The following is a 21,207-nucleotide window of genomic DNA, read 5'->3' on the forward strand; positions in this document are numbered from 1 at the left end:
TGAAGTTGAAATATGAATTCAACAGAATTAAATATCACGAAAATCGAACTCACTCCTAACAGTGGTTGGACGCTCAATATTCTCTCGCGTCGGGTAGCAACTATTACCGACCCCTTGGAAAATAGAAAAACCAGCTACTTCGGGTTCGATACCAAAGAACAAGCAGAAAAGTTTAGAGATTGGCTTGTCAAAAAAAACAAATGTAGTAGTGCAGTTATCCGTCATTCAGAAAGATTAGTTACTGAATGGGAGGTAAAAGCTTGGAATGTGCCAACCTCCCTAATTCTTGAATGCGCCGTCAAAGATTTAAAGGAATCAAGCAATGCAACTATCTCTGCTAAATCTACCCTACAACGATGATAATTCACCCATAGCAGATATTTTCAATATTCCTAACTTAGAAAAAGCAGAATTCCTCCGTAATTTAGCTGCTTCTATGCAGTCAACAATCGACCAAAAGAAAAATCCTGCTATTGGAAATCAAAGGGTAACAAAGCGTCGTAAAACTATAGCTCAAGGGATAATCCAAGAAGGAATTGAACTTGAAAGCATCCAGTCTTGGTTATTTGCGATCGCACAAATGTGGGAAACAGGAAATATCCCGCCAATACTACGCGGTATATCTCACAAATCGCAAGTAGAAGCCCTATTTAGAATTTCCCAAATGGGAGAAACAATTCAGAAAGTCCACGAAAAATTGGCAGGCGAATATTACCAAGACTGGGTAAAGTCTTTAAGTCGCGCCGGATTACATACACCAAGCGAAATTATATCCGCAATAACGGAAATTCAACGGGTAGTAAAACCTGAAGCAATTGATACTACCAAGCAACTACTCAATAAGCTTGAGTTAGAAATCATTGGCATGAAAGATGGAGATTTCTTCCCTACTCCTAAACCAGTCTGTCAACGGCTTGTTCAACTGGCAGATATTAAACCAAATTGGCAAATTTTAGAGCCTAGTGCTGGTAGTGGAAATATTGCTGAGTATATCACTAATACCTACCCTAATGTTCAACTAGAGGTGGTTGAGATTAATTACGATTTACGACAAATTCTAGAACTCAAAGGATTTAATCTCGTAGGGAAAAACTTTCTGGAGTTTAACCCCAGTCATTTATACAATGCCTGTATCATGAATCCTCCATTTTGTGAACTTGTCCAACATATTTACCAGGCTTGGAAGTTACTCGTAACGGGTGGCGTATTAGTTTCAGTTATACCTGAATCGGTTTTCTTCAATCGTAAGTACAAAACCTTCAAAGGCTGGCTAAAAGCCAATAATAGCTATGTAGAAATGGTAGATAAAGATGCCTTTTTGAGTTCAAATAATCCTACGAACGTAGCTACCAGAATCATTAAACTCATTAAACCATAGTGTACTACAAGCGCATGGCATACTGCCAAATTGATAAAACTAAATATGTCACGTATATTTTCCCTATATGGGGACAATATATGAGATATAAAATCCTTACACAGCAAGAGTTAGAAGTAGCACTTAATAAGTGCAAGCTTGCTGGTTGGAAGGTCAGTAATATCACCAAACTTAGTAACAAAATGCTTGAAATCAAATCCCAAAGAACAAGGAGATAAATATGGCAATTGAAACTATTGCTTCTTATAGATTTATTCCTGGTAAAGACAGTCAAATAACTACTTACGGATCTCCTGAATAACAAACAGTCGCAATTCATAATTCAAGCATGGCATCTGTGTCACTGACTTTCACAACTGAAAACACATCTGTTCTTAGACAAATTATCATCAGTCTTCAGCAAATATACCAGACACTTATAAATACTAAAACTGAAATTATTCAGGAAGATAATTGCATTGATAGCTTTACAGGCTTAAGGGGAGAGTGTGATGAAAAGTCTATCTAAATAACTAAGTATCAATCATTTTTTCAAGTCGTCTTAATAACAGACGACTTTGATTTTTTACAACGACTTTTTGCTTTACGCATTAAATATTGATTTTCATTAATTAAAATTATGCCAAAAAGTCAAACAAAGCCTACTAATTCTGCTACTGAAGAAAGCACAGTATCCCAGTCTGAATCCCCTGAACAAACAGTTCAGAATAATACAAACATACAAAAGCGTAAATTAGCTATTTCTAAATTTGCAAATCCTGAGTACAATGCGCCGATTAGTAATATCTGCATCTGCCAAGTAATCAATCACATGGAAGCAGAAAAAGTCGGGTTGTTTATCAAAGATAAATACTTAGCAGCAATTAACTGGCAAGGACAAGAACCTACACACAAGCACACCTTCTCTAGTGGCACGCCAGAAATGGGAGTATTGCTGCAATCGCCCAGGATGCACATTCTTGATGTTTCTCCCAGATATATTGAGCAACGCGATGATGGCAAAATTGTAGGAGTGTACGAATCACCTGATGGGTACGAAATGTACCAAGCACTTGGCAAAGATGCCGCAGTATTGAGACGGTTTTATTTGTTGCAGCTTGTTGATGAAAATAATCATAACCTGCACTCAGTACCAATTGTCTTATCAATTAAAGGCGTTGCGTCATCAAAATTTGGCGAGGCTTATAAACAGTTCCAACGAGAACTAGAGGTTGCATTCGCCCGATTTACTAATGCAACTGTTGCTGAAAAACGTGCAGAGTTTCATCGCCTCGGTGTATTTCAACCTACCTTTACGCCGTCTCTTGAACCTAAAGAAGCAGTCAACCAAAGAGATAAATCTTGGGTAGCAGTTGTCACTTCCTACAAATCACCAAACCCCGATGGAAGCGATTTTCTCGAATTCTTCTCAGAAGGCAAAGAAATCGATATCCAAACAACAATGCAGGCAAACCCCGAATTCTCTCACCGCATCGGTAAAACATCAACTGTTGTAGCAGAACATAATCGCCTGGTAGGTGCAGCTGATATGCCAGTAGCAGCACTTCCTCCTAGTACAGCAGGTCAGGCTTATACAGCATACAGTACCGAGATGGAAGAATTGCCCTACTAAAAAAACTATCTCATTTAACCGAAAAGGGTGCTAGAAATAGCGCCCGTTCAAACATCATCTACTAAAAGCAAAATAACAAATGAAACTAAGCATTGAACAATCTAAACTCGCAGAAATTCTAGAAACCGCTTATTTCGCAATTAGTCCTAAGCCCACTGACCCAATTTTAGGAAATATCTTACTGATAGCAAATGACGATGGGATAGTATCAGCAACAGGAACAAACCTTAACCTCACAATTCATACTACAACGACCGCTAATGTAGAAACATCAGTCAGGTAGCACTACCAGCCAAACTATTAACTGACACTATTAACAATGTCAGAGGAGAAATTACGTTAGAGGTAGAAAACCAAGCCTGCATAATTACTCACAATAGCGGTAAATGCCGTCTGATTGGCGGAAAACCTGACGAGTTTCCAACTCTTCCCAAGGGAGAAAATCCAATAGAAGTAAATTTAAGTGCCAAGAAACTCCAAGCTGCACTTGAAGGGACACTGTATTGCACCAATGGTGACGAAACAAAGTTAGTTTTAACTGGTGTCAACTTCAAAATTGATACCAATAAGTGGCAAGCTGCTAGTACAAATGGTCACAAATTAGCACTAGTCACAGGAACACTTGATAGCGAATATTCTGAACCAATTGACTTTACTGTTCCAGGTAAGTCACTTGGCGAGTTAAACAAAATTCTCTCTCAAAGTGCCGATACAAGCGTGTGCAATATTCTTCTATCAAATAAAACTATTGAGTTTAGTCTTCCTAATACAAAGGTCATTTCCCGACTTTTAGAGGGAGAATACCCCAAAATCAATAGTTTGATTCCCAAAACATTTGAGTATGAATTTACATTAGAACGCAAGGGATTTGAGAGCGCACTGAAGCGGGTAAGTTATCTAGCTGAACGCAAGCAAAAGGTTGTCAAAATTCTCTGGGAATTGGAAGCTACACAGGCAACACTTTACACCGAAGCGACTGATATCGGGGATGCAGTTGACTCGGTATTGATGAAACCAGCAACTAGTCATTCAGAAAACATCAGTATTGGATTAAATATCGACTACCTTCTCGAAGGATTAAAGCACATTAGTACTGATGAAATCGTGGTGCGGTGTAACAAACCTACGCAACCAGTCATTATCTGCCCAATGGGAGGACTGCTCAATCAGCTGTATCTGGTAATGCCTGTAGAAATTAAGCAAGGGTTTGAAAAAATAAATAACCAAAGTACAAAGACAGAAGCCAGCACTCAACCTGAGTCTAGTACTGAAGAAGTAACAGATGTAGCACAGGCAACAGATGATAATGAAAATTCTCAAATAGAACCACCATCTTTAGTAGCGAAAGATACTACTAAAGGTAAGTCAACCTCACGGTCGTCACGAACGAAAAAAAGAAGTGGCGACTGCTTAAAAATTAAACTCCTTATCAGTGCAGTTGGTAAGGAGTAAATAAAACACCTTTTATCATTAAAACTATGTACCAACCACTACATCTCAAATACCGTCCCCAGACTCTTAGTGAAGTTATTGGGCAAGAACATATCGTTCGCACTCTCATAAATGCGATCGCACTCCAAAAGATTGCACCTGCTTACCTATTTAGTGGCCCCAAAGGTACGGGCAAAACCAGTACCGCCCGCATCATCGCTAAATCTCTTAACTGTCAGTCAAGCAATGAGCCGACAACTAAGCCCTGTGGAGAATGCAATTCATGTAAGGGAATTACAGCATCTTCTTCTGTTGATGTAACCGAACTGGATGCAGCAAGCAATAGTGGGGTAGAACTGATCCGAGAGCTTATATCCACTATCCAGTTTGCACCAGTGGAGGGTAGATTCAAAACATTCATTATTGATGAATGTCATGCCCTAAGCAGCCAATCGTGGCAAGCACTCCTCAAAACCATTGAAAGCCCTCCCCGTCATGTAGTATTTATCTTCTGCACAACCGAGTTACACAAAGTTCCAGAAACCATTGTCTCCCGTTGCCAAAAGTTTGACTTTAAGAGAGTTCCTGTCTCGCTAGTTGCAAGCTATCTAAAACAAATATCTCACCAAGAAAGTATCAACATTGCGCCATCAGCAGTTACCGCCGTAGCTAAAGCAAACAAGGGACATCTGCGCGACTCACTCAAACTATTAGACCAGTTAACCTTACTAGGTGAAGAGGAAATCACCTCTAACTGGGTTTGGGAACTATCAGGCACTATTCCCGAATACGATTTACTCACCGTCTGTGAAAATATCAGCAAAGGAGAAATTACGGGCAATTTAGGCATTCTCCAAGATTGGATTGAATCTGGTAAACAGCCAACTGCCATCCATACAAGTCTTGTCAGTTTCCTCAAAGACTTACTTGTGTGCAAAACTAATCTCAATGGCAGACATCTTACGCAGCTAGAAGAGGACACCTGGGAGGAATTAGTAAGTATCTCGCAGTTGTGGAATATCGACCAGATCCGAAACGCGATCGCAATTTTAATGGCACGCCAAAGTCTCATGCGGGATGAAGACGCGCATCTTTGGTTGGAAGCTACACTTATCGAGATAGTGCCAACCAACAAGGGTAGTCACCAATCACAACCCTGGAAAGATTGGAAAACTGCACAAGATGCGATTAACTGGGCGAAAGAACAGTTACCCCACTTAACACAAGCGCAGTTACAAGAACACTGGCAAAAGCTGACACCTATTAATGGTAAAAAGGCACCTGCTTGGGTAGAAGCTGTCCAAAAGCTGCAACAAAAACAATTACAGCAAGCTTAACTTTAAACAGGGTTATACATAGTTATAACCCTATCACCAATAGTACATTCGTGAGAGTTAAAATAAAGTATCTTTTGTCAATCAGTTAAAATACTCACAATAACCTTAATAAAAACAATAATTTTGACAGACCCCTTGCTGATTCTAAAATAAAATTGGACTTTCATCGCTGAAACTCCCTAGCTTATGCAAGACTCTAGACAAGAAATAAATGCCAGAGCTTCTATGGATTTGGAACAGCGAAGGACTTGGTATTCCCCTGTTGCTGATGTTTATTACAACGCAAGACCGCACTATCCAAAGGAACTAATTGATCGGTCTATCGCTTTAGCCCAACTTGACTCAGATGCATCGATTCTTGAGGTTGGTTGTGGCCCAGGAAATGCGACAGTGGCTTTTGCTGGATTTGGTTTTTCCATGAGGTGTCTTGAGCCAAATCAGGATTTTTGTCATTTGGCACAACACAACTGCGCTCAATATCCAAAAGTTACAATTTGCAATACATCATTTGAGGAGTGGGAACTAGAAGCAAAACAGTTCAATGCCGTTCTATCAGCCAATGCTTTTCACTGGATACCGCCAGAGATTAGATATATCAAGGCAGCAGAGGCAATGTGCGATAACGGTTCTCTTATCCTGCTATGGAATCTGACCCCAGAACCGAAATACGAAGTTTACCAAGCGATTAAGGAAGTGTATCAAGCTTATGCACCTTCCTTTGTTCGATATGAAGGTGCAGAGATTCAAGCGGAGATTTTGAGGGGGTTTGGACAAGAAATTTTAGACTCCAATTGTTTCAAAGAGTTGGTTGTCGAGCAAACTGCGTGTGAAGTTACCTATAGCATTGATGACTACTTCAAGCTTTTGAGTACCTTGAGAAGACTAGAGCCACAAGCAAAAGAGTTACTATTTGCCGGATTGCGGGAGAAGCTAGAAAAATTTGGAGATAGCGTACAACTCTCGTTCCTTTCTGCTGTTCATGTTGCCCGCAAAGATAGCTAAACTGTTGAGGTCGGATAACGCGGCAGAACAACCCCAACCGTGAGAAGTTAGAAGAATTGCACAAATGCCTGATACCAATTCACAATTCGCAATGACGCTCGCAGGCTCGCTCTAAGCGTTCGCGTAGCGTCTCGTAGAGAAGCTATGCCGCAGGCTTTACGCTGCGCTACGCAATTAAAAAACTTAGATGCAGCAAAGCTTTCAGGGCTTACATCTGTATCAAGATTTTCGTGAATTGGTATGAGAGGGTGCGAAAAAAGCAGACAGTACTGAGTGCTGAGTGCTGAGTTAGAAGTTAAGAGTTTGGTTTTGAATTGGAATGTGTTTCTTGCATATTTTGCGGGAGCGAAAAACGCGCCCGTGAGAGCAATATCCTCAAGCATCACAATACATCCTTGACTCAAAAAAAAACCTCATTTACCATTAGAAAAATTTCTAATTAATGAATTATAACCACAGAGATTTTGTGAAGAAATCTAGAGGGATAATCGTTGTCGATGAAGACAAACTAAACATTTATTGGAAAGACCCTACTCCAATAAAACCTTGGCAGCCCAAAATACAACTCAAGCCGTATCAGGAACTTTCACAAATATTTGTTGATATCGAAACGGCAGGAATAAACCCATTTGAAAGCCGGATTTATGCTATTGGCTGTATGGATTCAAGGGGATATTCTACTATTTTCATGGATATCTCAGAAGCTAAAATACTGACCAAATTTATCAACCATCTCAGTAAAAGAAATCCAGATGTGATTTTCACATATAACGGGATGGCATTTGATATTCCATTTATTATTACTCGATGCAACTTGCACGGTATAAAACACCCATTTCAAGTTGCATCTAAATCTCGGACTATTCGTACCGCCCAAGTACGGGGTGAGCCACTAAAAATTCAGGAGGTATTCATCCGAAATAGCCAACACGTAGACATTTATATCTGCGTTCTGAGGTGGGATTTCATAGCCAAAAAGCTAACTAACGGCAGATCGCTCAAAAAAGCTGTATTGGACATGGGACTGCGCCAGAACACTAGGCTAGTTCTTCCCTATGAAGAAATCCTCGGTTGTTGGAAAGATGGCCCCAACAGTAAGGGATGGAAACGCCTAAAAGAGTATCTTGTCTACGACCTTGAAGACACCCGGCTAATTGCGAATAGACTTGTACCCTCATACTATTACGAAGCACTAATTGTACCGGAAATGAACCTCCAGCAGCTAACACTTGCTGGTAATGGTACTAAATGGGAGCGAATATTTAAGCATCATTATCCAGGCTATAAACCAAAACCCGATCGCAAGTACAAATTCCAAGGAGGGATGGCTTACTCTATTCCTGGACTGTATAGAAGGGTTGGATATGCAGATATTAGCTCAATGCATCCTTGGGCAATGCTAGACAAGGGTATTTGCTCAATTAAAGATACAGAACGTATTGGGCTAAGTATTCTGCAATATTTGGTGAATGAAAAATTTAGGTTGGAACAACTTGCATCTGCTGGAGATGTTGCTGCTAAGGAAAAAAGAGAATCCGTCAAGGTTTTAGCTAACTCCGAGTTTGGATTCTTAGGAACCTCTGAACTCGCCTTCAATGATATGGAGGCTGCTGCATTAGTTACAGCCTACAGTCGAAAAATACTCAAGCTAATGATTGAAATTATCACTCGGCACGGTGGTACTCCTGTGGAAGTTGACACTGATGGAGTGTTTTTCACACATCCCAACCCAGAAGAGGTACGTAGTTTACTTCAATCTCAATTGCCTAAAGGGATAACTGTCAAGCTAGAGTTTATCGCCGACGCTATGTTTATCCCCGAACGAGGAACCAAAAATTACCTTTTATGGCTTCCAGACAGGAAAATTATCACTAAAGGCAACTGGCGCAACCGCGATCGCTCTCAACTGGAGAAAGAATTTTCTATTGAGTATTTAACCCTGCTAATTCAAAATGTATCAGCAGCAGAAGATTATTATGTACACATCAAATCCCAGATTTTCTCAAGGGAATATCCAAAAGAAAAACTTGCAATCACACGCAAAATTAAAGAGGGCGAAAAAGAAATCCTTAAACTAGGGAAACCTGGAGATGTAGTCACTTACTATTACGGAATTAGCGGCATAACTAATATCAGTAGTAATGAGAATTATTCACGTCAATACTATCTTCACTTGATTGAGAAAAGGCGAGAAGAAATTCTCAAAATAGCTGCTCCTGCAACACTAGAAAGTAACAAGCGTCAGTTATCTCTTTTCTAAATGAACAAAGTTGAGATTTTAGGTAAATTTTGAAGGCACTAAATATAAAGGTTTTTCAAATTCATACATTCTGATTTGTCTGTAACTAATGAAAAATAAATCCTCTTCTCGCAAGCCCAGGCTTAATAAAAAGCAAAGGGCTTGGGTAAACTCATTCCTTTCGTCTCATCCTAATGCCAGAGTTAGAACTATCTACGAATTGGATGGCGATCGCGTAGTTCAAATTGAGTGGTGGGAAAACACAAACCCAGTAATATTAGACCCAAAAACTTACATCCAAGGAATTATCAGCTACAACATGTGGGTCAAACTAAGAAAGTCTGGCGACCCCAGGAAAACAGCTGAGTTTTCTTATCGCATTACCCCACCAGAAAAACGAAGTGCATCATGGCACTTAACAGGTCAACTCTCTTTAGAACTCCCCCAATGTTACGAAGTTCCAGAACCAAACAACCCTGTTACCATTAAACCAAAAAGGAGAAATACTAAAACCAAAAAAGTTAAAAAATTTCTTCAATATACTCTTCCTTTATCAGAGACTAGTGTTCAAATTCATACTACAAATATAAAAGATGATGGTGTTACTATATCTGGACAAAAAATATTACTAGAAAACACCCCACACCTAAATTTAGATACTGGTAAAGACACTAAACTTCCCGAAGCTATAGTCAAAATTCTCTCAGAGAAACAAGCCAGCTTAAAGGAATGGGAAACAGCTATTAAACTATACGAGGTAGCTGGTTCTAGCGGAGTGATAGAGTATCTTCAACAGTTAGATTCTTGGCGCAAATACTTGGGTAATAAACCAGTAGAGAACCATATTGAGAAAGACTCAATTCAAAATTTCGTACAACCAGCACAAACTTAAGTAAGGTATTTACTGGTCACTACATAATAAATACCAAACAAGTAGAAAGAGTTAATACTAACTCTTCTTTTTTTAACCACTGCTTATAACTAACGCATGATAATTAGATGTTTATCTAATCTGTGATGCCAGTATACCTATACTACGGCGAAGATACCTATTCGCTCAATCAAAAAAATTAACCATTTAGTGAATCAAAATGTCCATGCTGAATGGAAAGATTTCAACTACATCAAGCTATCTGGAAATGAGAAAAATATTGCTACCAAGGTTTTTACTGAGGTTATGACGTTACCCTTTGGAGAGAGTAATAAAATTGTTCATACAGATAGCGAGCATTTAATTGGAAGTTTATCCAATGAGGATAATAACCAAGAACTTGAAAATCAGCTTTCTCGAATACCTGCAAGTAACATTCTTTTAATTACTGGTAATAAAAAGCCAGATTCTCGCAGGACAGTAGTAAAAACGATCCTAAAATATGCTCAACAAGAAGAGTTTCCTCTCGTTCCTTGCTGGGATAAAAAGGGGATAGTTAATTTGATAGAGAAGTATGCAGCTATCCATCAAGTTAAACTTACACCAGATGTGACTGATTTTCTAGTCGAAGCAATTGGTAATAACACTGCACGAGCCGATAGCGAATTTGCTAAACTTGCTGTCTATGCAAGTGAAAAAATTATTTCCATTGAGGAGATAAAACAATTAGTTAGTAATCACAATACTGACTACCAAAAGCTTACTATGGCTATGTTAAGGAATCATTCAAACTTGGCAATAGCGCAGGTGGATAAACTACTAGATAGTAATGAACATCCACTCAAAATAGTAGCAACTCTTACGTCAAATTTTCGCACTTGGCTAATAACTAAAGCTGGTGTAGAAGCTAAATTATCTGACATGAATATTGCAGAAATAGCCGAATTGAAAAACCCTAAAAGATTGTATTACCTCAAAGATGAAATCAAGTTTGTAGGCGTTCAAAAACTAAAAAACAGCCTTACCTTACTTTTACAACTCGAAACGGAACTCAAAAGCGGTACTAACAATTTAACTAGCCGAATTATCGAAATTTGCACAATATGAAAAACGATTTATTTACAGAAATCATCGGACAGCATACTGCCAAACTTCTACTAACTGAAGCAATCGAACGTAATCAAATTGCTCCCGCATACCTATTTAGCAGCGAAGTTGAGGGAGTGGGCAAAGGAAAAACTGCTCTGGCATTCGCAAATGCAATACTCTCAAGAGGAAGTCGCTCCGCGATCGCAGGAGAATCTAAACATCTAGACATCTTACAAATCAAACCAACTTATATCGAAAACACCTCCCAGCAGAAAGGTGTACCTGCTATCCGAGTAGAACAGGTGCGCCAGGTAATTGAATTTCTCTCAACTAGTGCAGTCGAGGGCAAGCAAAAGGTGGTGATTATCTATGAAGCAGATATGCTCAACTCTACTGCCGCTAACAAACTTCTCAAGACGCTGGAAGAACCTAAAACTGGAACGTTTATTCTGATATCATCCTATCCTCAAAAGCTATTACCCACTATCAAGAGTAGATGTCAAATCATACCTTTCCAAAGGTTAACTGACGAGGAGGTTATTTCTGTCCTTAAAGACCAACAGATTGAGGCAACAGAAAAAATACTAGCTATCAGTTTGGGCAGTCCTGGTCAAGCGATCGCCAATATTCAAATGTTAGCTTCCGTCTCAACAGAAATCACAAGTCAACTGGAAGTACCTCCTGACGATATCCTCAAGGCACTCAGTTTGAGTAACTCCATCTCAAGCTGGAATCACCAAACACAGTTATGGTTGCTTACCTATCTGCAATACAACTGGTGGCAGAAATTAAAAAGCACTAAGCTACTAGCTAAATTCACTCAAGCAAGAAAGCAATTGCTGCATCACGTTACGCCCAGAAGTGTTTGGGATACCCTACTTCTGCCATAACAAAACCCACTCATTATCAAAAAGCACTGCCAGTTAGAAGTATTTCTAGCTGGCAGTATTAGTTTACACATAAAAGATATGAACCAGCAGCACAGCTTATTCGATGTCGAAGAAACCATCCGCAACAGTAAAAACCAAAAAACTAGCGAAATATTAAACCCTAGCACTAGAAAGATACTTCAACTACTAACCAGCCAAGGAATTAACAAAACTGTAACAGCCAGCCTACTCGATCTAGCAGGAGCAAGCCGTGAAATTGTTCAGTACATCGCCGGGCCAATTGTTACTCAGCAGAACGGCTGGCAACAGTCAATTCCCACTTGGGTTTGGCGCGCGATCGCAGTTGATAGATTAGATGCAGCTTTACAAGAGATAGACAAGGGAGAAGTAGGTAAACTCGCCTCTAGTAGCGAAGTTGTTGCATTGATGATGCCAATTGCTTTTGAAGTGCCGCTATCATCCCAATGGACAGATGTTTACCTCTGGGCAAGTTATGATGCCCTTGTCAGACACAGACCTTTCAAGAATTTTAACTACGAAAACCTCTGGGAGAAGATTGGTACAACTCCGGTTTCGTATGACAAAATTCGCTCTGATTATGAAACCCTGGCTGTTGATATTCGTTCTCGTGTAGCCAAACACGCGGCGAAAGACGGATGGGGTAAGAAGTCTTCAAATAACAATAAACACCCTGTTACAGCAAATTCAACTGAAAGTAATACTAAGATGGAGCAATTGTCACTGTTTTAATAACTAATTGTTAGTACTTTTTTCAACACTCCTCCCAAATTCCTTCCTCTCTTTGTCCGTGAGAGGAGGAAGTTCTTCCTTGTAATAAAAATTGCCTAATTTCTGACACTGATTGACATAAATTCGTCTTGCTGAATCACTTGCCCTCAAGTCCTGACGCAAAAGTAATTTAAATGATTTTTCACGCTCCTTCAATTCTTTTGCTGCTACAAGAATTTCTGGTGATATGGCAGGATTTTCATAAGTAGAAGAAAGTTCTTCACTTGATGAATAGACACTTAGTCTATTGCCCGCAGGTTGAGTTAGAAGACGCTGGGTGTTATACGAACGCCATAGACCTAACTTTTCGCGCCGTAGTGACTCAATTTCAACCTCACCAACTCGGTCTGGAGTACTGCGCCGCACGTAGACAAAACAAGCTTTATCAGCCGCTACAGTCAAACTCACTTTTACACCATTACCATCAAAATAAAACGAGTCAATTAAGTCGTTCTCTGCACTAACTTCTCCAAGCTTCTCTTTATTTGATAAATCAGGTAACACTTCTGGATTTAGTGACGACGTAGCATTATTAACATTAGCTGAGGATAATGAAGGTGTAGGTGAAGGATTCGATTCTATAGCTGAAACTTTATTTTCTTTTTCTGGAGATGAACATCCAACCAGTAAGAATAATAATCCTATAAATAAATATTTTTTCATAAATATAAATTTGTCTTTATTAACCAACAGCAGAATATTAATTATTGTTTTCCATTCAAACGACCTGTTTGATAAAACTCAAGAAGGTTAGGGAAAGCTCTTTGTAGCAACCAGTTCCGCCCAATTTCTGATTCGGGAATATTTGAAGTAGCCATGTAATAACCACTTCTGTAAGCAGCTACACCTAAACAACCTTGTAGGCTGGATATAGCCCGTGATGAAGTTGGGATAGCCATCAAATCTTGTATATGACTGGGATGATAATTTTGTCCTACCAGTAAAAAATGAACTAAAGTATGAACCAACTGGGATAAAACAACTGTTCGGTCTTGCCAACGTTCTAAATGAAACTTGATACAAAAGTAATCAGGTAAATCAGCTGCTTGAGATTCATCAAGGAATAAATCGCTTTGGCTTTCGATAAAATTAGAATCCAGACCTATAAACTGTTTGAGAAAAACAAGCGTTTTGCCCCAGCGTTCGTGTTCCTTAGTTTCAGGAGAGAACGCACCTTCTGAATACTGTGAACCATACTTTTCTTGAAGTTGTGCAACTGCCTCTTGATTGATATCATCTTGCCAGTCAGATTCAACAAAAAACTCTTTTAAAATATCTTTCAAATAAATGGATGAAAATTCACTAATATCCGGTGCTTCATCATTAAAATCGTCTTCATAAGTATCAATAAGGAATTTCTCTAATTTGATTTCTAGCTCCTGCTTTCTATTAACTGGCAGTAATGATTTAGCGTCTTCTAACGATAAAGGAAAATCTAAATAAGGATGACCTTTGGCTAAGTAAGAATCACCCAAATCTGCCAAACTTTCAAGCGCAATAGTCCGGGCAAAAAACTCATCTTGTGGGTGTACGCATATCCCGTCTAATTCTTTATCCACCAACATCATAGTAATTGCCAGTAGAGCAAACCATGAGGCATCGTGCAAACAAGTCGGCAAATCAGGAATTAAATCTACTAACTTCAGTTCTAAAATTTCTTCCCAAACGCCTATCCTAGCGGTATTAGAAACATCACAAAAATGCTCAACCTCTTCTCCAACAGATGTCTCTGCTAACCACGTAAGATTTTCTACTTGCAAAGGTGAAGAGTAGTCAGGAGTTAGCTGATTTTGGCTGTCTTCATCGAACTGTATCCACATCAAAGCCAAGAGCATCAGCTTACAAATACTTACTCGCTTCAGGAGAAGATATTCAAGCATAAGTCATTACTTATAATTTTTAGATACATACGACGATATCGCGATACCACCATAGCACAAGATAACTTGTCGTTCCTTAGTAAAAACCGCAATGCTATGAGAAACAGGGATAAAAAATAACTCACAAGTATGAAGCAAAAAGTGTGCTTTAAATAAAACAATTCGTCAAAATGATAAATCCTAAAAGAACTAATGCTGACGCAGCAATAAAAGAAATATATCAATTCTCGCGTTATGAACTATATCAACAAAGTCATGCTAGTTGGCAGATGTGGACAAGAACCCGATCTGAAATATTTCGAGTCGGGCGCAGTTAAAGCTTCAATCTCTATTGCAGTAAGACCGCCTTACAGAAGTGAACAAGCCCTTTGGTTTGATTTAGTCGCTTGGGGAAATCAAGCAGAAGTGATTGGAAATTACGTTCGTAAAGGGACTCAGATTGCAATTACTGGTGAATTTGGATTTGATCGTTGGGCTGATAAAAATTCTGGCACTATGCGGCAAAAGCCTGTAATCACAATCAACACCATCGAATTACTAGGTTCACCCCGTAAGGAAGAATCTACATCTACTTCTGTACCAAACGAAACACAGGCTGTAGCTAACGCAAATTTCTAGAAAATCACAAATCGCCTATACAGTATAAATCGTAGGCGATTAACCATCTAATCAATCTACAAATTAAACGACCATGATTCATAATACTGCAACTATTAATCTTAAATCAGTGAACACAACCCACGACAAAGAAGGTTCCTTGATTGCTTTTGGGATTGCTGAATTCTACTACCGTTCCAAGGAAGGAGTCGTTACTGACGAGATACCATTCCGTTCCAAAGGCGCACCTGCTGTCGTCATCAACGAACAAGGGGAAGGCGTACATGGTACAGCAGAAGGATATCTTGATTTAGTGGTAGATAACAGGGGTGAGTACAAAGAAAAGATTGCCACATTCGTAATTAGAAACTTTATCTCAGCACAACCGATTAACGAACTCACCCAAGTTAGCAAAAATTCTCACTCGCCCGAAACTCCCGATTTTGCCAAGGAACTACTCGAAGATAACGTTACTTCGACAAATGAAGACCTAGACGAAGAACCCCCATTTTAGAACCAACTAACTGAATAATGCTAGTCCAGACAGGTTTACTGGTTTGAACTAGCGTTATTTTTTTTCAAAAATCCAAAATAAAAATCCACTGTTTGGTAGAATCGCTGACATGGGTTCACAAAATCGCTTCATTAATATATGTCATCAACCAAAATAATTGCCACTTTCAATCAGTCAGGTGGTGCAGCTAAGACGACTATTACACACAATCTTGGATACCACCTTGCTAAAAAACACCGTGTACTGCTTGTGGATATGGACCCACAAGCATCACTAACAGCTTTTATGGGATTAGGGGAAGTCAAGCTGCAAACTGAACAAACTATCTATGGTGCGATCGCTGAAGAAACTCCCCTGTATATATGGGAAAAACCTATTCACGGGATGCACCTTGTACCAACAAATATCCAATTGGCAGGTACGGAGCAAAAAATTTTTTCATGACTTGACCATCGACAACCGCCAACGGCTCAAGTTTGTGCTATCAAATGTACTTGACCAGTATGATTATATTTTGATTGATTGCCCGCCTTCTCTAGGAATCCTAAGCATTATGAGCTTAGTAGCCGCTTCACACGTTATTATTCCTGTTGAAACGCAATATAAGTGCTATCTTGGCACCAACCAACTGCTAGAAACAATTGCCCGACTTAAAAAAGGAGGACACCAGAAATTACAAATTGCCTGTATAATTCCAACCAAATACGATAATCGTAATCTTCAAGACACAGGAATACTGGAAGAAATTAAACAACAGGTTGAAGGACGGATACACGTTACTGCCCCCATTCCTAAATCAACAGCTTTTCCTGACGCAACCCAAGCACATCTACCACTTGCACTCCACAAGAAAAACCACCCCGCAGTTAGCATACTCGAAGAAATTACAAAATATATTACTCAACTGTCAGTAACTCAGGGACAAAGCCACTGAGCTTGTAAGAGAAATCAAGCAAGCTGTACTGACCAGTCTAAGTCTTAACTGACTACGTTTTTTGAGTCACGACACCGGAGAATGCGAAGCTAGTTTTCCGCTCTGTCATTTGCAATTAAACAGTTTTAAAGTCACTGAAACAGTGTTGCAAGTGTAAAAAGCTCTTAAAACATTGACGAAGCTAACATTACCCGCAAGGAGGGACTAATGTCCAAAGTATTTGTTTTAGATACCGAAAAAAGACCCTTAGACCCAATTCATTCGGCGCAAGCTAGACAGTTATTACGAAACAAAAAAGCAGCAGTATTTCGGCGTTTTCCTTTCACAATTATTCTGAAAGAATCTAGAGCAGATGCATCTGTATCTGACTTGAGAATTAAGCTAGACCCTGGAGCTAAAATAACGGGAATAGCATTAGTCAATGATTCCACAGGTGAAGTAGTTTTTGCTGCTGATTTAAAGCATAGAGGCTTCGCTATCAGAGATGCTTTGATTTCCAGAAGGCAACTAAGACGTACTAGGAGGAATCGCAAAACACGATACAGAAAACCCAGATTTCTCAACAGAACTAGATCAGAAGGATGGTTAGCTCCTAGCCTTATGAGTCGGGTTCACAATGTTGAAACATGGGTAAACAGATTACGCAAATTCGCACCAATCACAGCGATTAGTACCGAATTAGTCAAGTTTGATATGCAATTAATGCGTAATCCTGAAATCGAAGGTAAGGAATATCAACAAGGTACGTTAGCTGGATATGAAACCAGAGAATTTCTTCTAGAAAAATGGAACAGACAATGCGCCTATTGTGGTATCAAAGATATACCTTTACAGATTGAACACATTCACTCACGCTCAAAGGGAGGTTCTAATTCAATCACTAACCTTACTTTGAGTTGCGAAAAATGTAACGTCAAAAAAGGGACTAAAGATATTAAAGACTTTCTCAAAAAAGATCCCACTAGATTACAGAAAATTTTGGCACAAGCCAAGAAACCATTAGCTGATGCAGCAGCAGTCAATGCCACTAGATACAAACTTCTAGAGGTTTTAAAATCAACTGACTTACCCGTTGAGTGCGGTTCTGGTGGATTAACGAAGTTCAATAGAACTAATCAACAATTACAAAAAACTCATTGGTTAGACGCTGCTTGTGTTGGTCAATCAACTCCAATATTAATTATCAAAGGTATCAAACCGTTGTTAATTACCGCTAATGGGCACGGAACAAGGCAGATGTGTAGAACTGACAAATTTGGATTTCCTAATAGATATGTTCCCAAACTGAAATTTATCAAAGGTTTTCAGACAGGTGATATTGTTAAAGCTGTTGTCACCAATGGAAAAAAAATTGGTGAATACATTGGACGTGTAGCTGTACGTTCTACAGGTAGCTTTAATATCTCTGCTCAGAGAGGATTGATTCAAGGAATAAACTATAAGTTCTGTAAATCAATTCACAAAAAAGATGGTTACAGTTATTCAAGTTAAAAAGACCTCAGCGAATAAATTCGCTCCTGTCGCTTCCCTCTCAGGGCTAAAGCCTCTGAGTTTCCCGCTTACCGAGGATTTTGTATGAGCCAAAAACGCGAACTAGAAAAACTTACTGGACTTGATAATTTATTTGGAGATGAAGAAGAACAATCTTTATCTGATTCCACTTTACCTTTATCTCAAATTATCCTTCCGCCAAGTCAGCCCCGTCGCTATTTTGACCCCATAAAACTCAAATCACTCGCTGACAGTATCAAGGAAGTAGGGTTACTAGAACCCATTGTCGTTAGAAAGATTCAGGAAGACAAGTACGAACTGGTCGCTGGTGAACGCCGTCTCAAAGCTTGTGAAATAGCAAAACTTGAGGAAATACCCGTAGTCATTATTGAGTGCGACGAGAAAAAAAGCTCGTAAACTACGCTTAGTTGAAAACCTCCAAAGGGAAGACCTCAATGCTTACGAGGAAACTATCGGAATTCTCGAATTACTAGCTGAAGAACTCGATATTGACCAAGAGACAGTGGTCAAACTGCTCTATGACATGAATAATGAAAGCAAAGGTAATTCTAACCATAACGTTATGGTTAGTGAAGAAGGACGAATCATACAAGATGTATTCTCGAAGTTAGGAAAAATTACTTGGCAGTCATTTGTAGCTAATCGTCTTCCTTTACTCAAACTCCATTTGGATATCCAAACTGCATTGCAAAAAGGCGAAATTGAATACACAAAAGCTAAGGAAATCAACCGGATAAAAAATGATGATGAAAGACAGAAAGTTTTAAATAAAGCGATCGCAGAAGGTTTATCACTATCTGAAATTAGGATTCTAGTAGTAAATATTCTTCAGCAACAGTCAGAAAATAAGCCATCATCTCATAACCAAGAGCAAAAAGAAAAAGCTGACAAAATATACAAAGCACTTAGAAAAAGTAAAATTTGGAATGATGAGAAAAAGCTAAAAAAAATTAATAAGCTTTTTGCTCAAATTGAAGCACTTCTAGAAGAAGAAAACAAAGATGATCCTTCTTTACAGCAAGGTAGTCTAGTCTCGGAGAACTCTTTGTAAAAGGTACTGGATGGCTAGAAGTCAACTTATAGATTAAGTAATCGTTAGAGAGTATGTTAACTGAGCTATAAAGACTAATATAATCAGAACTGTGAAAATCTCGATTTAATAGTATTTTTGAAAACGGGTGTGGTCAAAACTAGTTGTTGGCTAGTACTCAACGCTTAACCATTAACTGTCCGCTTGGCATAGATGTATGCCGGGGCAACTACCCACTTCTGACTACATCCCTTACAGTCGTATGAGCATTCATGCTAGTCTATTGCATACTTTTGCTTATTGACTAATAGCCCTAAAGCTTAACTTGTTAACGATGATGCTTGTGAAGTTGTTCATAATCCTCAAGAGTATCTACATCAATAACTCCCTCAGCAAAATAAATGCTTGAACAGTTTGAATAATGCTGACGAATGATTTTTCTAGCACCGATATCATCCTGAAGAAGAGCTAGTTCTGAAAATAACGTTTTGTGAAATATAGTAGGAACACCAAGGATACCCGCGTATTCCGAAGCAACTATCATCGAATTTGTAGCTTGATATCTTGTAACAAGTTGATTAATCAGGTCGGAGGAAACAAACGGTTGATCGCATAACATCAGTACGATCGCTTCAATCTCAGATGCGATCGCCTCAATAGCATTTAGTCCACATCGAATGGAACTGGCCATACCAGTTGACCATTTTTGATTATAAACAATGTGGATATCTAAATTTCTCAGATGCGGCTCAATAGTTTCGACGTAAGCACCCAACACAACAACAACTGGCCGACACTGAGAATTAATCGCCGCTTCCGTGATATGTCGAATTAGTGATTTACCTTGGTAAGCTAGGATCTGTTTAGGCTGACCAAGCCTTGTAGAAGCGCCTGCTGCCAAAATTATAATGCCAATGTTAGACATGGTTGCTCTAAGAGAGAGTGGATCGAGCCTGGGCGATCGCGCAAGAAACTACCCCTACCTCCGCCAATTACAGCTTGAATTTCTGCCACGATGGACAGGGCGATTTCTTGGGGTGTTTCCGCAGCAATGTCTAGTCCTACAGGGTTATAAATTCGTTGTTCTTGTGCAGATGTGGTAATGATATTTTCTTCAGACAGATCATCCCACAATTTTTGCATCCGGCGTTTTGGGCCTAACACTCCCAGGTAACGCACCTGGGACGGAATCAGAGTCTTGAGAAATGCTAGGTCGCTTAGATAGCGGTGTGTCATGACAACTGCTACAGTTTGCGGTGTCAGCAAATGTTTGTATGAGTGGGAATCATTGAGTTCGCACCAGAGAATTTGGTCAACTTGAGGAAAGCGATCGCCCCTCAAATACCCTGGTCGATCGTCAATTACGGTAACGTGCCAACCCAGATGTTTCGCCAAATGCACCACGGGAATCGTATCATATCCAGAACCAAATACGAGCAGTGGTACTAATGGATGAATTACTTCAATCAACACATCAACGCGTCCTTGAGGTAAAGTATATGATTGTACGCAAGTTTGTTTTTTTCTCAGTGCTTGGTGAGTGTCTATTTCTATCTTTTGAGCAATGAAAATATTAGCAACGTGATTGATGACAGTGCCATCTGATTTCAGCATCATTCGAGAACCAACTGTAATATCTGACGCTCCCTCTATTTTAAAGACAGTAGCGATCGCTCCCACTTGCCCAGACTGCAAACAATCTTGAATGAAAGACATTTGGCTGGCAGCAGTTTCATCACCTAAAGATTCAATCAAAACATCGACAACGCTCACCACCAMCCCAACCCAAAGCCAAATACAATGTCTTCATCCGATGTAGTGTCATATCTTACTACTATCGGTTCACCACCGCCAAACATCAGCGATTGCGCCCGTTCAAAAACATCACCTTCCAAACAGCCACCGCTAATCGCACTAATCATTTGTCCATCTTCAACCAGTAACATCCTCGCCCCTGGTCGGCGATAAACCGAGCCACTTGTTTGTACTACCATTGCTAAAGCACTACGCTGTGCTGACTTTTGGGTATGTACAAATGCTTGCAGGATATGCTGTAACTCGTTCATATAGTTATTGCTCACTTACGAAACTATGTAATAGCG

At 39.4% G+C, this 21,207-nt stretch carries 22 protein-coding genes and 1 pseudogene; 18 read left to right on the forward strand and 5 right to left on the reverse strand.

What is annotated here, in order from left to right; genetic code table 11:
• The first annotated feature begins 12 nt into the window (after positions 1 to 12).
• From ACX27_RS24575 to ACX27_RS24635, 12 genes are all read left to right on the forward strand, one after another.
• The gene (locus ACX27_RS24575) at positions 13 to 360 is read left to right on the forward strand and encodes a hypothetical protein (protein WP_062296289.1); all 348 of its coding nucleotides are present in this window, start codon (positions 13 to 15) and stop codon (positions 358 to 360) included.
• Positions 323 to 1,378 carry a DNA methyltransferase family protein gene (locus ACX27_RS24580; protein ID WP_062296291.1) on the forward strand — a complete coding sequence of 352 codons (1,056 nt, stop codon included), beginning with the start codon at positions 323 to 325 and terminating at the stop codon, positions 1,376 to 1,378. Before ACX27_RS24575 ends, ACX27_RS24580 begins: the two co-directional genes overlap by 38 nt.
• Before the next feature lie 619 nt (positions 1,379 to 1,997).
• A complete protein-coding gene (locus tag ACX27_RS24590) occupies positions 1,998 to 2,990 on the forward strand; it encodes a DUF5895 domain-containing protein (protein WP_083468828.1) in 993 nt (330 codons plus the stop codon).
• Positions 2,991 to 3,069: 79 nt separating this feature from the next.
• On the forward strand, positions 3,070 to 3,273 hold the full coding sequence (locus tag ACX27_RS34330) for a hypothetical protein (protein ID WP_235526353.1): 204 nt from the start codon (positions 3,070 to 3,072) through the stop codon (positions 3,271 to 3,273).
• 50 nt (positions 3,274 to 3,323) lie between these two features.
• Positions 3,324 to 4,442 carry a DNA polymerase III subunit beta gene (gene dnaN, locus ACX27_RS24595; RefSeq protein ID WP_235526693.1) on the forward strand — a complete coding sequence of 373 codons (1,119 nt, stop codon included), beginning with the start codon at positions 3,324 to 3,326 and terminating at the stop codon, positions 4,440 to 4,442.
• Between the two features lie 26 nt (positions 4,443 to 4,468).
• Positions 4,469 to 5,758, forward strand: coding sequence for a DNA polymerase III subunit gamma/tau (dnaX, locus tag ACX27_RS24600; protein WP_062296295.1), 1,290 nt, complete (start codon positions 4,469 to 4,471; stop codon positions 5,756 to 5,758).
• 186 nt (positions 5,759 to 5,944) lie between these two features.
• Positions 5,945 to 6,760, forward strand: a complete 816-nt coding sequence (locus ACX27_RS24605) for a class I SAM-dependent methyltransferase (protein WP_062296296.1) — start codon at positions 5,945 to 5,947, stop codon at positions 6,758 to 6,760.
• 442 nt (positions 6,761 to 7,202) lie between these two features.
• Positions 7,203 to 9,020, forward strand: coding sequence for a 3'-5' exonuclease (locus tag ACX27_RS24615; protein WP_062296301.1), 1,818 nt, complete (start codon positions 7,203 to 7,205; stop codon positions 9,018 to 9,020).
• 88 nt (positions 9,021 to 9,108) lie between these two features.
• Positions 9,109 to 9,891, forward strand: a complete 783-nt coding sequence (locus tag ACX27_RS24620; RefSeq protein ID WP_062296303.1) for a hypothetical protein — start codon at positions 9,109 to 9,111, stop codon at positions 9,889 to 9,891.
• 189 nt (positions 9,892 to 10,080) lie between these two features.
• Complete coding sequence (holA, locus tag ACX27_RS24625; protein WP_235526354.1) at positions 10,081 to 10,977, forward strand: DNA polymerase III subunit delta; 897 nt, start codon at positions 10,081 to 10,083, stop codon at positions 10,975 to 10,977.
• Entirely contained in the window at positions 10,974 to 11,849 is an 876-nt protein-coding gene (locus ACX27_RS24630) for an AAA family ATPase (RefSeq protein ID WP_062296305.1), read from the forward strand. The genes holA and ACX27_RS24630 overlap by 4 nt, the downstream gene beginning before the upstream one ends.
• Before the next feature lie 78 nt (positions 11,850 to 11,927).
• Positions 11,928 to 12,599, forward strand: a complete 672-nt coding sequence (locus ACX27_RS24635; RefSeq protein ID WP_062296307.1) for a hypothetical protein — start codon at positions 11,928 to 11,930, stop codon at positions 12,597 to 12,599.
• Positions 12,600 to 12,602: 3 nt separating this feature from the next.
• Here ACX27_RS24635 and ACX27_RS24640 read toward each other — a convergent pair whose 3' ends face one another.
• Positions 12,603 to 13,301 (reverse strand): hypothetical protein, encoded by a 699-nt coding sequence (locus tag ACX27_RS24640; protein ID WP_062298551.1) that lies wholly within the window; start codon positions 13,299 to 13,301, stop codon positions 12,603 to 12,605.
• A gap of 41 nt (positions 13,302 to 13,342) precedes the next feature.
• Positions 13,343 to 14,518 carry a hypothetical protein gene (locus ACX27_RS24645; protein ID WP_062296312.1) on the reverse strand — a complete coding sequence of 392 codons (1,176 nt, stop codon included), beginning with the start codon at positions 14,516 to 14,518 and terminating at the stop codon, positions 13,343 to 13,345.
• A gap of 234 nt (positions 14,519 to 14,752) precedes the next feature.
• Here ACX27_RS24645 and ssb point away from each other — a divergent pair, with 234 nt between their 5' ends.
• From ssb to ACX27_RS24670, 6 genes and pseudogenes are all read left to right on the forward strand, one after another.
• Positions 14,753 to 15,136 (forward strand): single-stranded DNA-binding protein, encoded by a 384-nt coding sequence (gene ssb, locus ACX27_RS24650; RefSeq protein ID WP_062296313.1) that lies wholly within the window; start codon positions 14,753 to 14,755, stop codon positions 15,134 to 15,136.
• A gap of 73 nt (positions 15,137 to 15,209) precedes the next feature.
• Positions 15,210 to 15,629 carry a hypothetical protein gene (locus ACX27_RS24655; protein WP_053458066.1) on the forward strand — a complete coding sequence of 140 codons (420 nt, stop codon included), beginning with the start codon at positions 15,210 to 15,212 and terminating at the stop codon, positions 15,627 to 15,629.
• A gap of 138 nt (positions 15,630 to 15,767) precedes the next feature.
• Positions 15,768 to 16,563 (forward strand): annotated as a pseudogene (locus ACX27_RS24660) (ParA family protein).
• Positions 16,564 to 16,770: 207 nt separating this feature from the next.
• The gene (gene iscB, locus ACX27_RS24665) at positions 16,771 to 18,054 is read left to right on the forward strand and encodes an RNA-guided endonuclease IscB (protein ID WP_011316780.1); all 1,284 of its coding nucleotides are present in this window, start codon (positions 16,771 to 16,773) and stop codon (positions 18,052 to 18,054) included.
• Positions 18,055 to 18,138: 84 nt separating this feature from the next.
• A complete protein-coding gene (locus tag ACX27_RS34335) occupies positions 18,139 to 18,471 on the forward strand; it encodes a ParB N-terminal domain-containing protein (RefSeq protein ID WP_235526355.1) in 333 nt (110 codons plus the stop codon).
• Positions 18,443 to 19,126, forward strand: a complete 684-nt coding sequence (locus tag ACX27_RS24670) for a ParB/RepB/Spo0J family partition protein (RefSeq protein WP_235526356.1) — start codon at positions 18,443 to 18,445, stop codon at positions 19,124 to 19,126. Before ACX27_RS34335 ends, ACX27_RS24670 begins: the two co-directional genes overlap by 29 nt.
• Before the next feature lie 307 nt (positions 19,127 to 19,433).
• On the opposite strand, the gene ACX27_RS24675 is transcribed toward ACX27_RS24670, so the two are convergent.
• The 3 genes from ACX27_RS24675 to ACX27_RS34340 are packed head-to-tail and all read right to left on the reverse strand — an operon-like array spanning position 19,434 to position 21,171.
• Positions 19,434 to 20,030, reverse strand: a complete 597-nt coding sequence (locus ACX27_RS24675) for a nucleotidyltransferase family protein (protein ID WP_041457394.1) — start codon at positions 20,028 to 20,030, stop codon at positions 19,434 to 19,436.
• Positions 20,009 to 20,881: an XdhC family protein gene (locus ACX27_RS24680; RefSeq protein WP_235526357.1), complete on the reverse strand. Its 873-nt coding sequence runs from the start codon at positions 20,879 to 20,881 to the stop codon at positions 20,009 to 20,011. Before ACX27_RS24680 ends, ACX27_RS24675 begins: the two co-directional genes overlap by 22 nt.
• Positions 20,875 to 21,171, reverse strand: a complete 297-nt coding sequence (locus ACX27_RS34340; protein ID WP_235526358.1) for an XdhC family protein — start codon at positions 21,169 to 21,171, stop codon at positions 20,875 to 20,877. The genes ACX27_RS24680 and ACX27_RS34340 overlap by 7 nt, the downstream gene beginning before the upstream one ends.
• Positions 21,172 to 21,207: the final 36 nt, after the last annotated feature.

The organism is Nostoc piscinale CENA21, assembly GCF_001298445.1.
In the GTDB taxonomy this organism is placed as follows: domain Bacteria; phylum Cyanobacteriota; class Cyanobacteriia; order Cyanobacteriales; family Nostocaceae; genus Nostoc_B; species Nostoc_B piscinale_A.

Bases quoted from the DNA above. Each gene is read 5' to 3' on its own strand.
- ACX27_RS24575 (WP_062296289.1), top strand. From the start codon at position 13: ATGAATTCAACAGAATTAAATATCACGAAAATCGAACTCACTCCTAAC.
- ACX27_RS24580 (WP_062296291.1), top strand. From the start codon at position 323: ATGCAACTATCTCTGCTAAATCTACCCTACAACGATGATAATTCACCC.
- ACX27_RS24590 (WP_083468828.1), top strand. From the start codon at position 1,998: ATGCCAAAAAGTCAAACAAAGCCTACTAATTCTGCTACTGAAGAAAGC.
- ACX27_RS34330 (WP_235526353.1), top strand. From the start codon at position 3,070: ATGAAACTAAGCATTGAACAATCTAAACTCGCAGAAATTCTAGAAACC.
- dnaX (WP_062296295.1), top strand. From the start codon at position 4,469: ATGTACCAACCACTACATCTCAAATACCGTCCCCAGACTCTTAGTGAA.
- ACX27_RS24605 (WP_062296296.1), top strand. From the start codon at position 5,945: ATGCAAGACTCTAGACAAGAAATAAATGCCAGAGCTTCTATGGATTTG.
- ACX27_RS24615 (WP_062296301.1), top strand. From the start codon at position 7,203: ATGAATTATAACCACAGAGATTTTGTGAAGAAATCTAGAGGGATAATC.
- ACX27_RS24620 (WP_062296303.1), top strand. From the start codon at position 9,109: ATGAAAAATAAATCCTCTTCTCGCAAGCCCAGGCTTAATAAAAAGCAA.
- ACX27_RS24630 (WP_062296305.1), top strand. From the start codon at position 10,974: ATGAAAAACGATTTATTTACAGAAATCATCGGACAGCATACTGCCAAA.
- ACX27_RS24635 (WP_062296307.1), top strand. From the start codon at position 11,928: ATGAACCAGCAGCACAGCTTATTCGATGTCGAAGAAACCATCCGCAAC.
- ACX27_RS24640 (WP_062298551.1), bottom strand. From the start codon at position 13,301: ATGAAAAAATATTTATTTATAGGATTATTATTCTTACTGGTTGGATGT.
- ACX27_RS24645 (WP_062296312.1), bottom strand. From the start codon at position 14,518: ATGCTTGAATATCTTCTCCTGAAGCGAGTAAGTATTTGTAAGCTGATG.
- ssb (WP_062296313.1), top strand. From the start codon at position 14,753: ATGAACTATATCAACAAAGTCATGCTAGTTGGCAGATGTGGACAAGAA.
- ACX27_RS24655 (WP_053458066.1), top strand. From the start codon at position 15,210: ATGATTCATAATACTGCAACTATTAATCTTAAATCAGTGAACACAACC.
- iscB (WP_011316780.1), top strand. From the start codon at position 16,771: ATGTCCAAAGTATTTGTTTTAGATACCGAAAAAAGACCCTTAGACCCA.
- ACX27_RS34335 (WP_235526355.1), top strand. From the start codon at position 18,139: ATGAGCCAAAAACGCGAACTAGAAAAACTTACTGGACTTGATAATTTA.
- ACX27_RS24675 (WP_041457394.1), bottom strand. From the start codon at position 20,030: ATGTCTAACATTGGCATTATAATTTTGGCAGCAGGCGCTTCTACAAGG.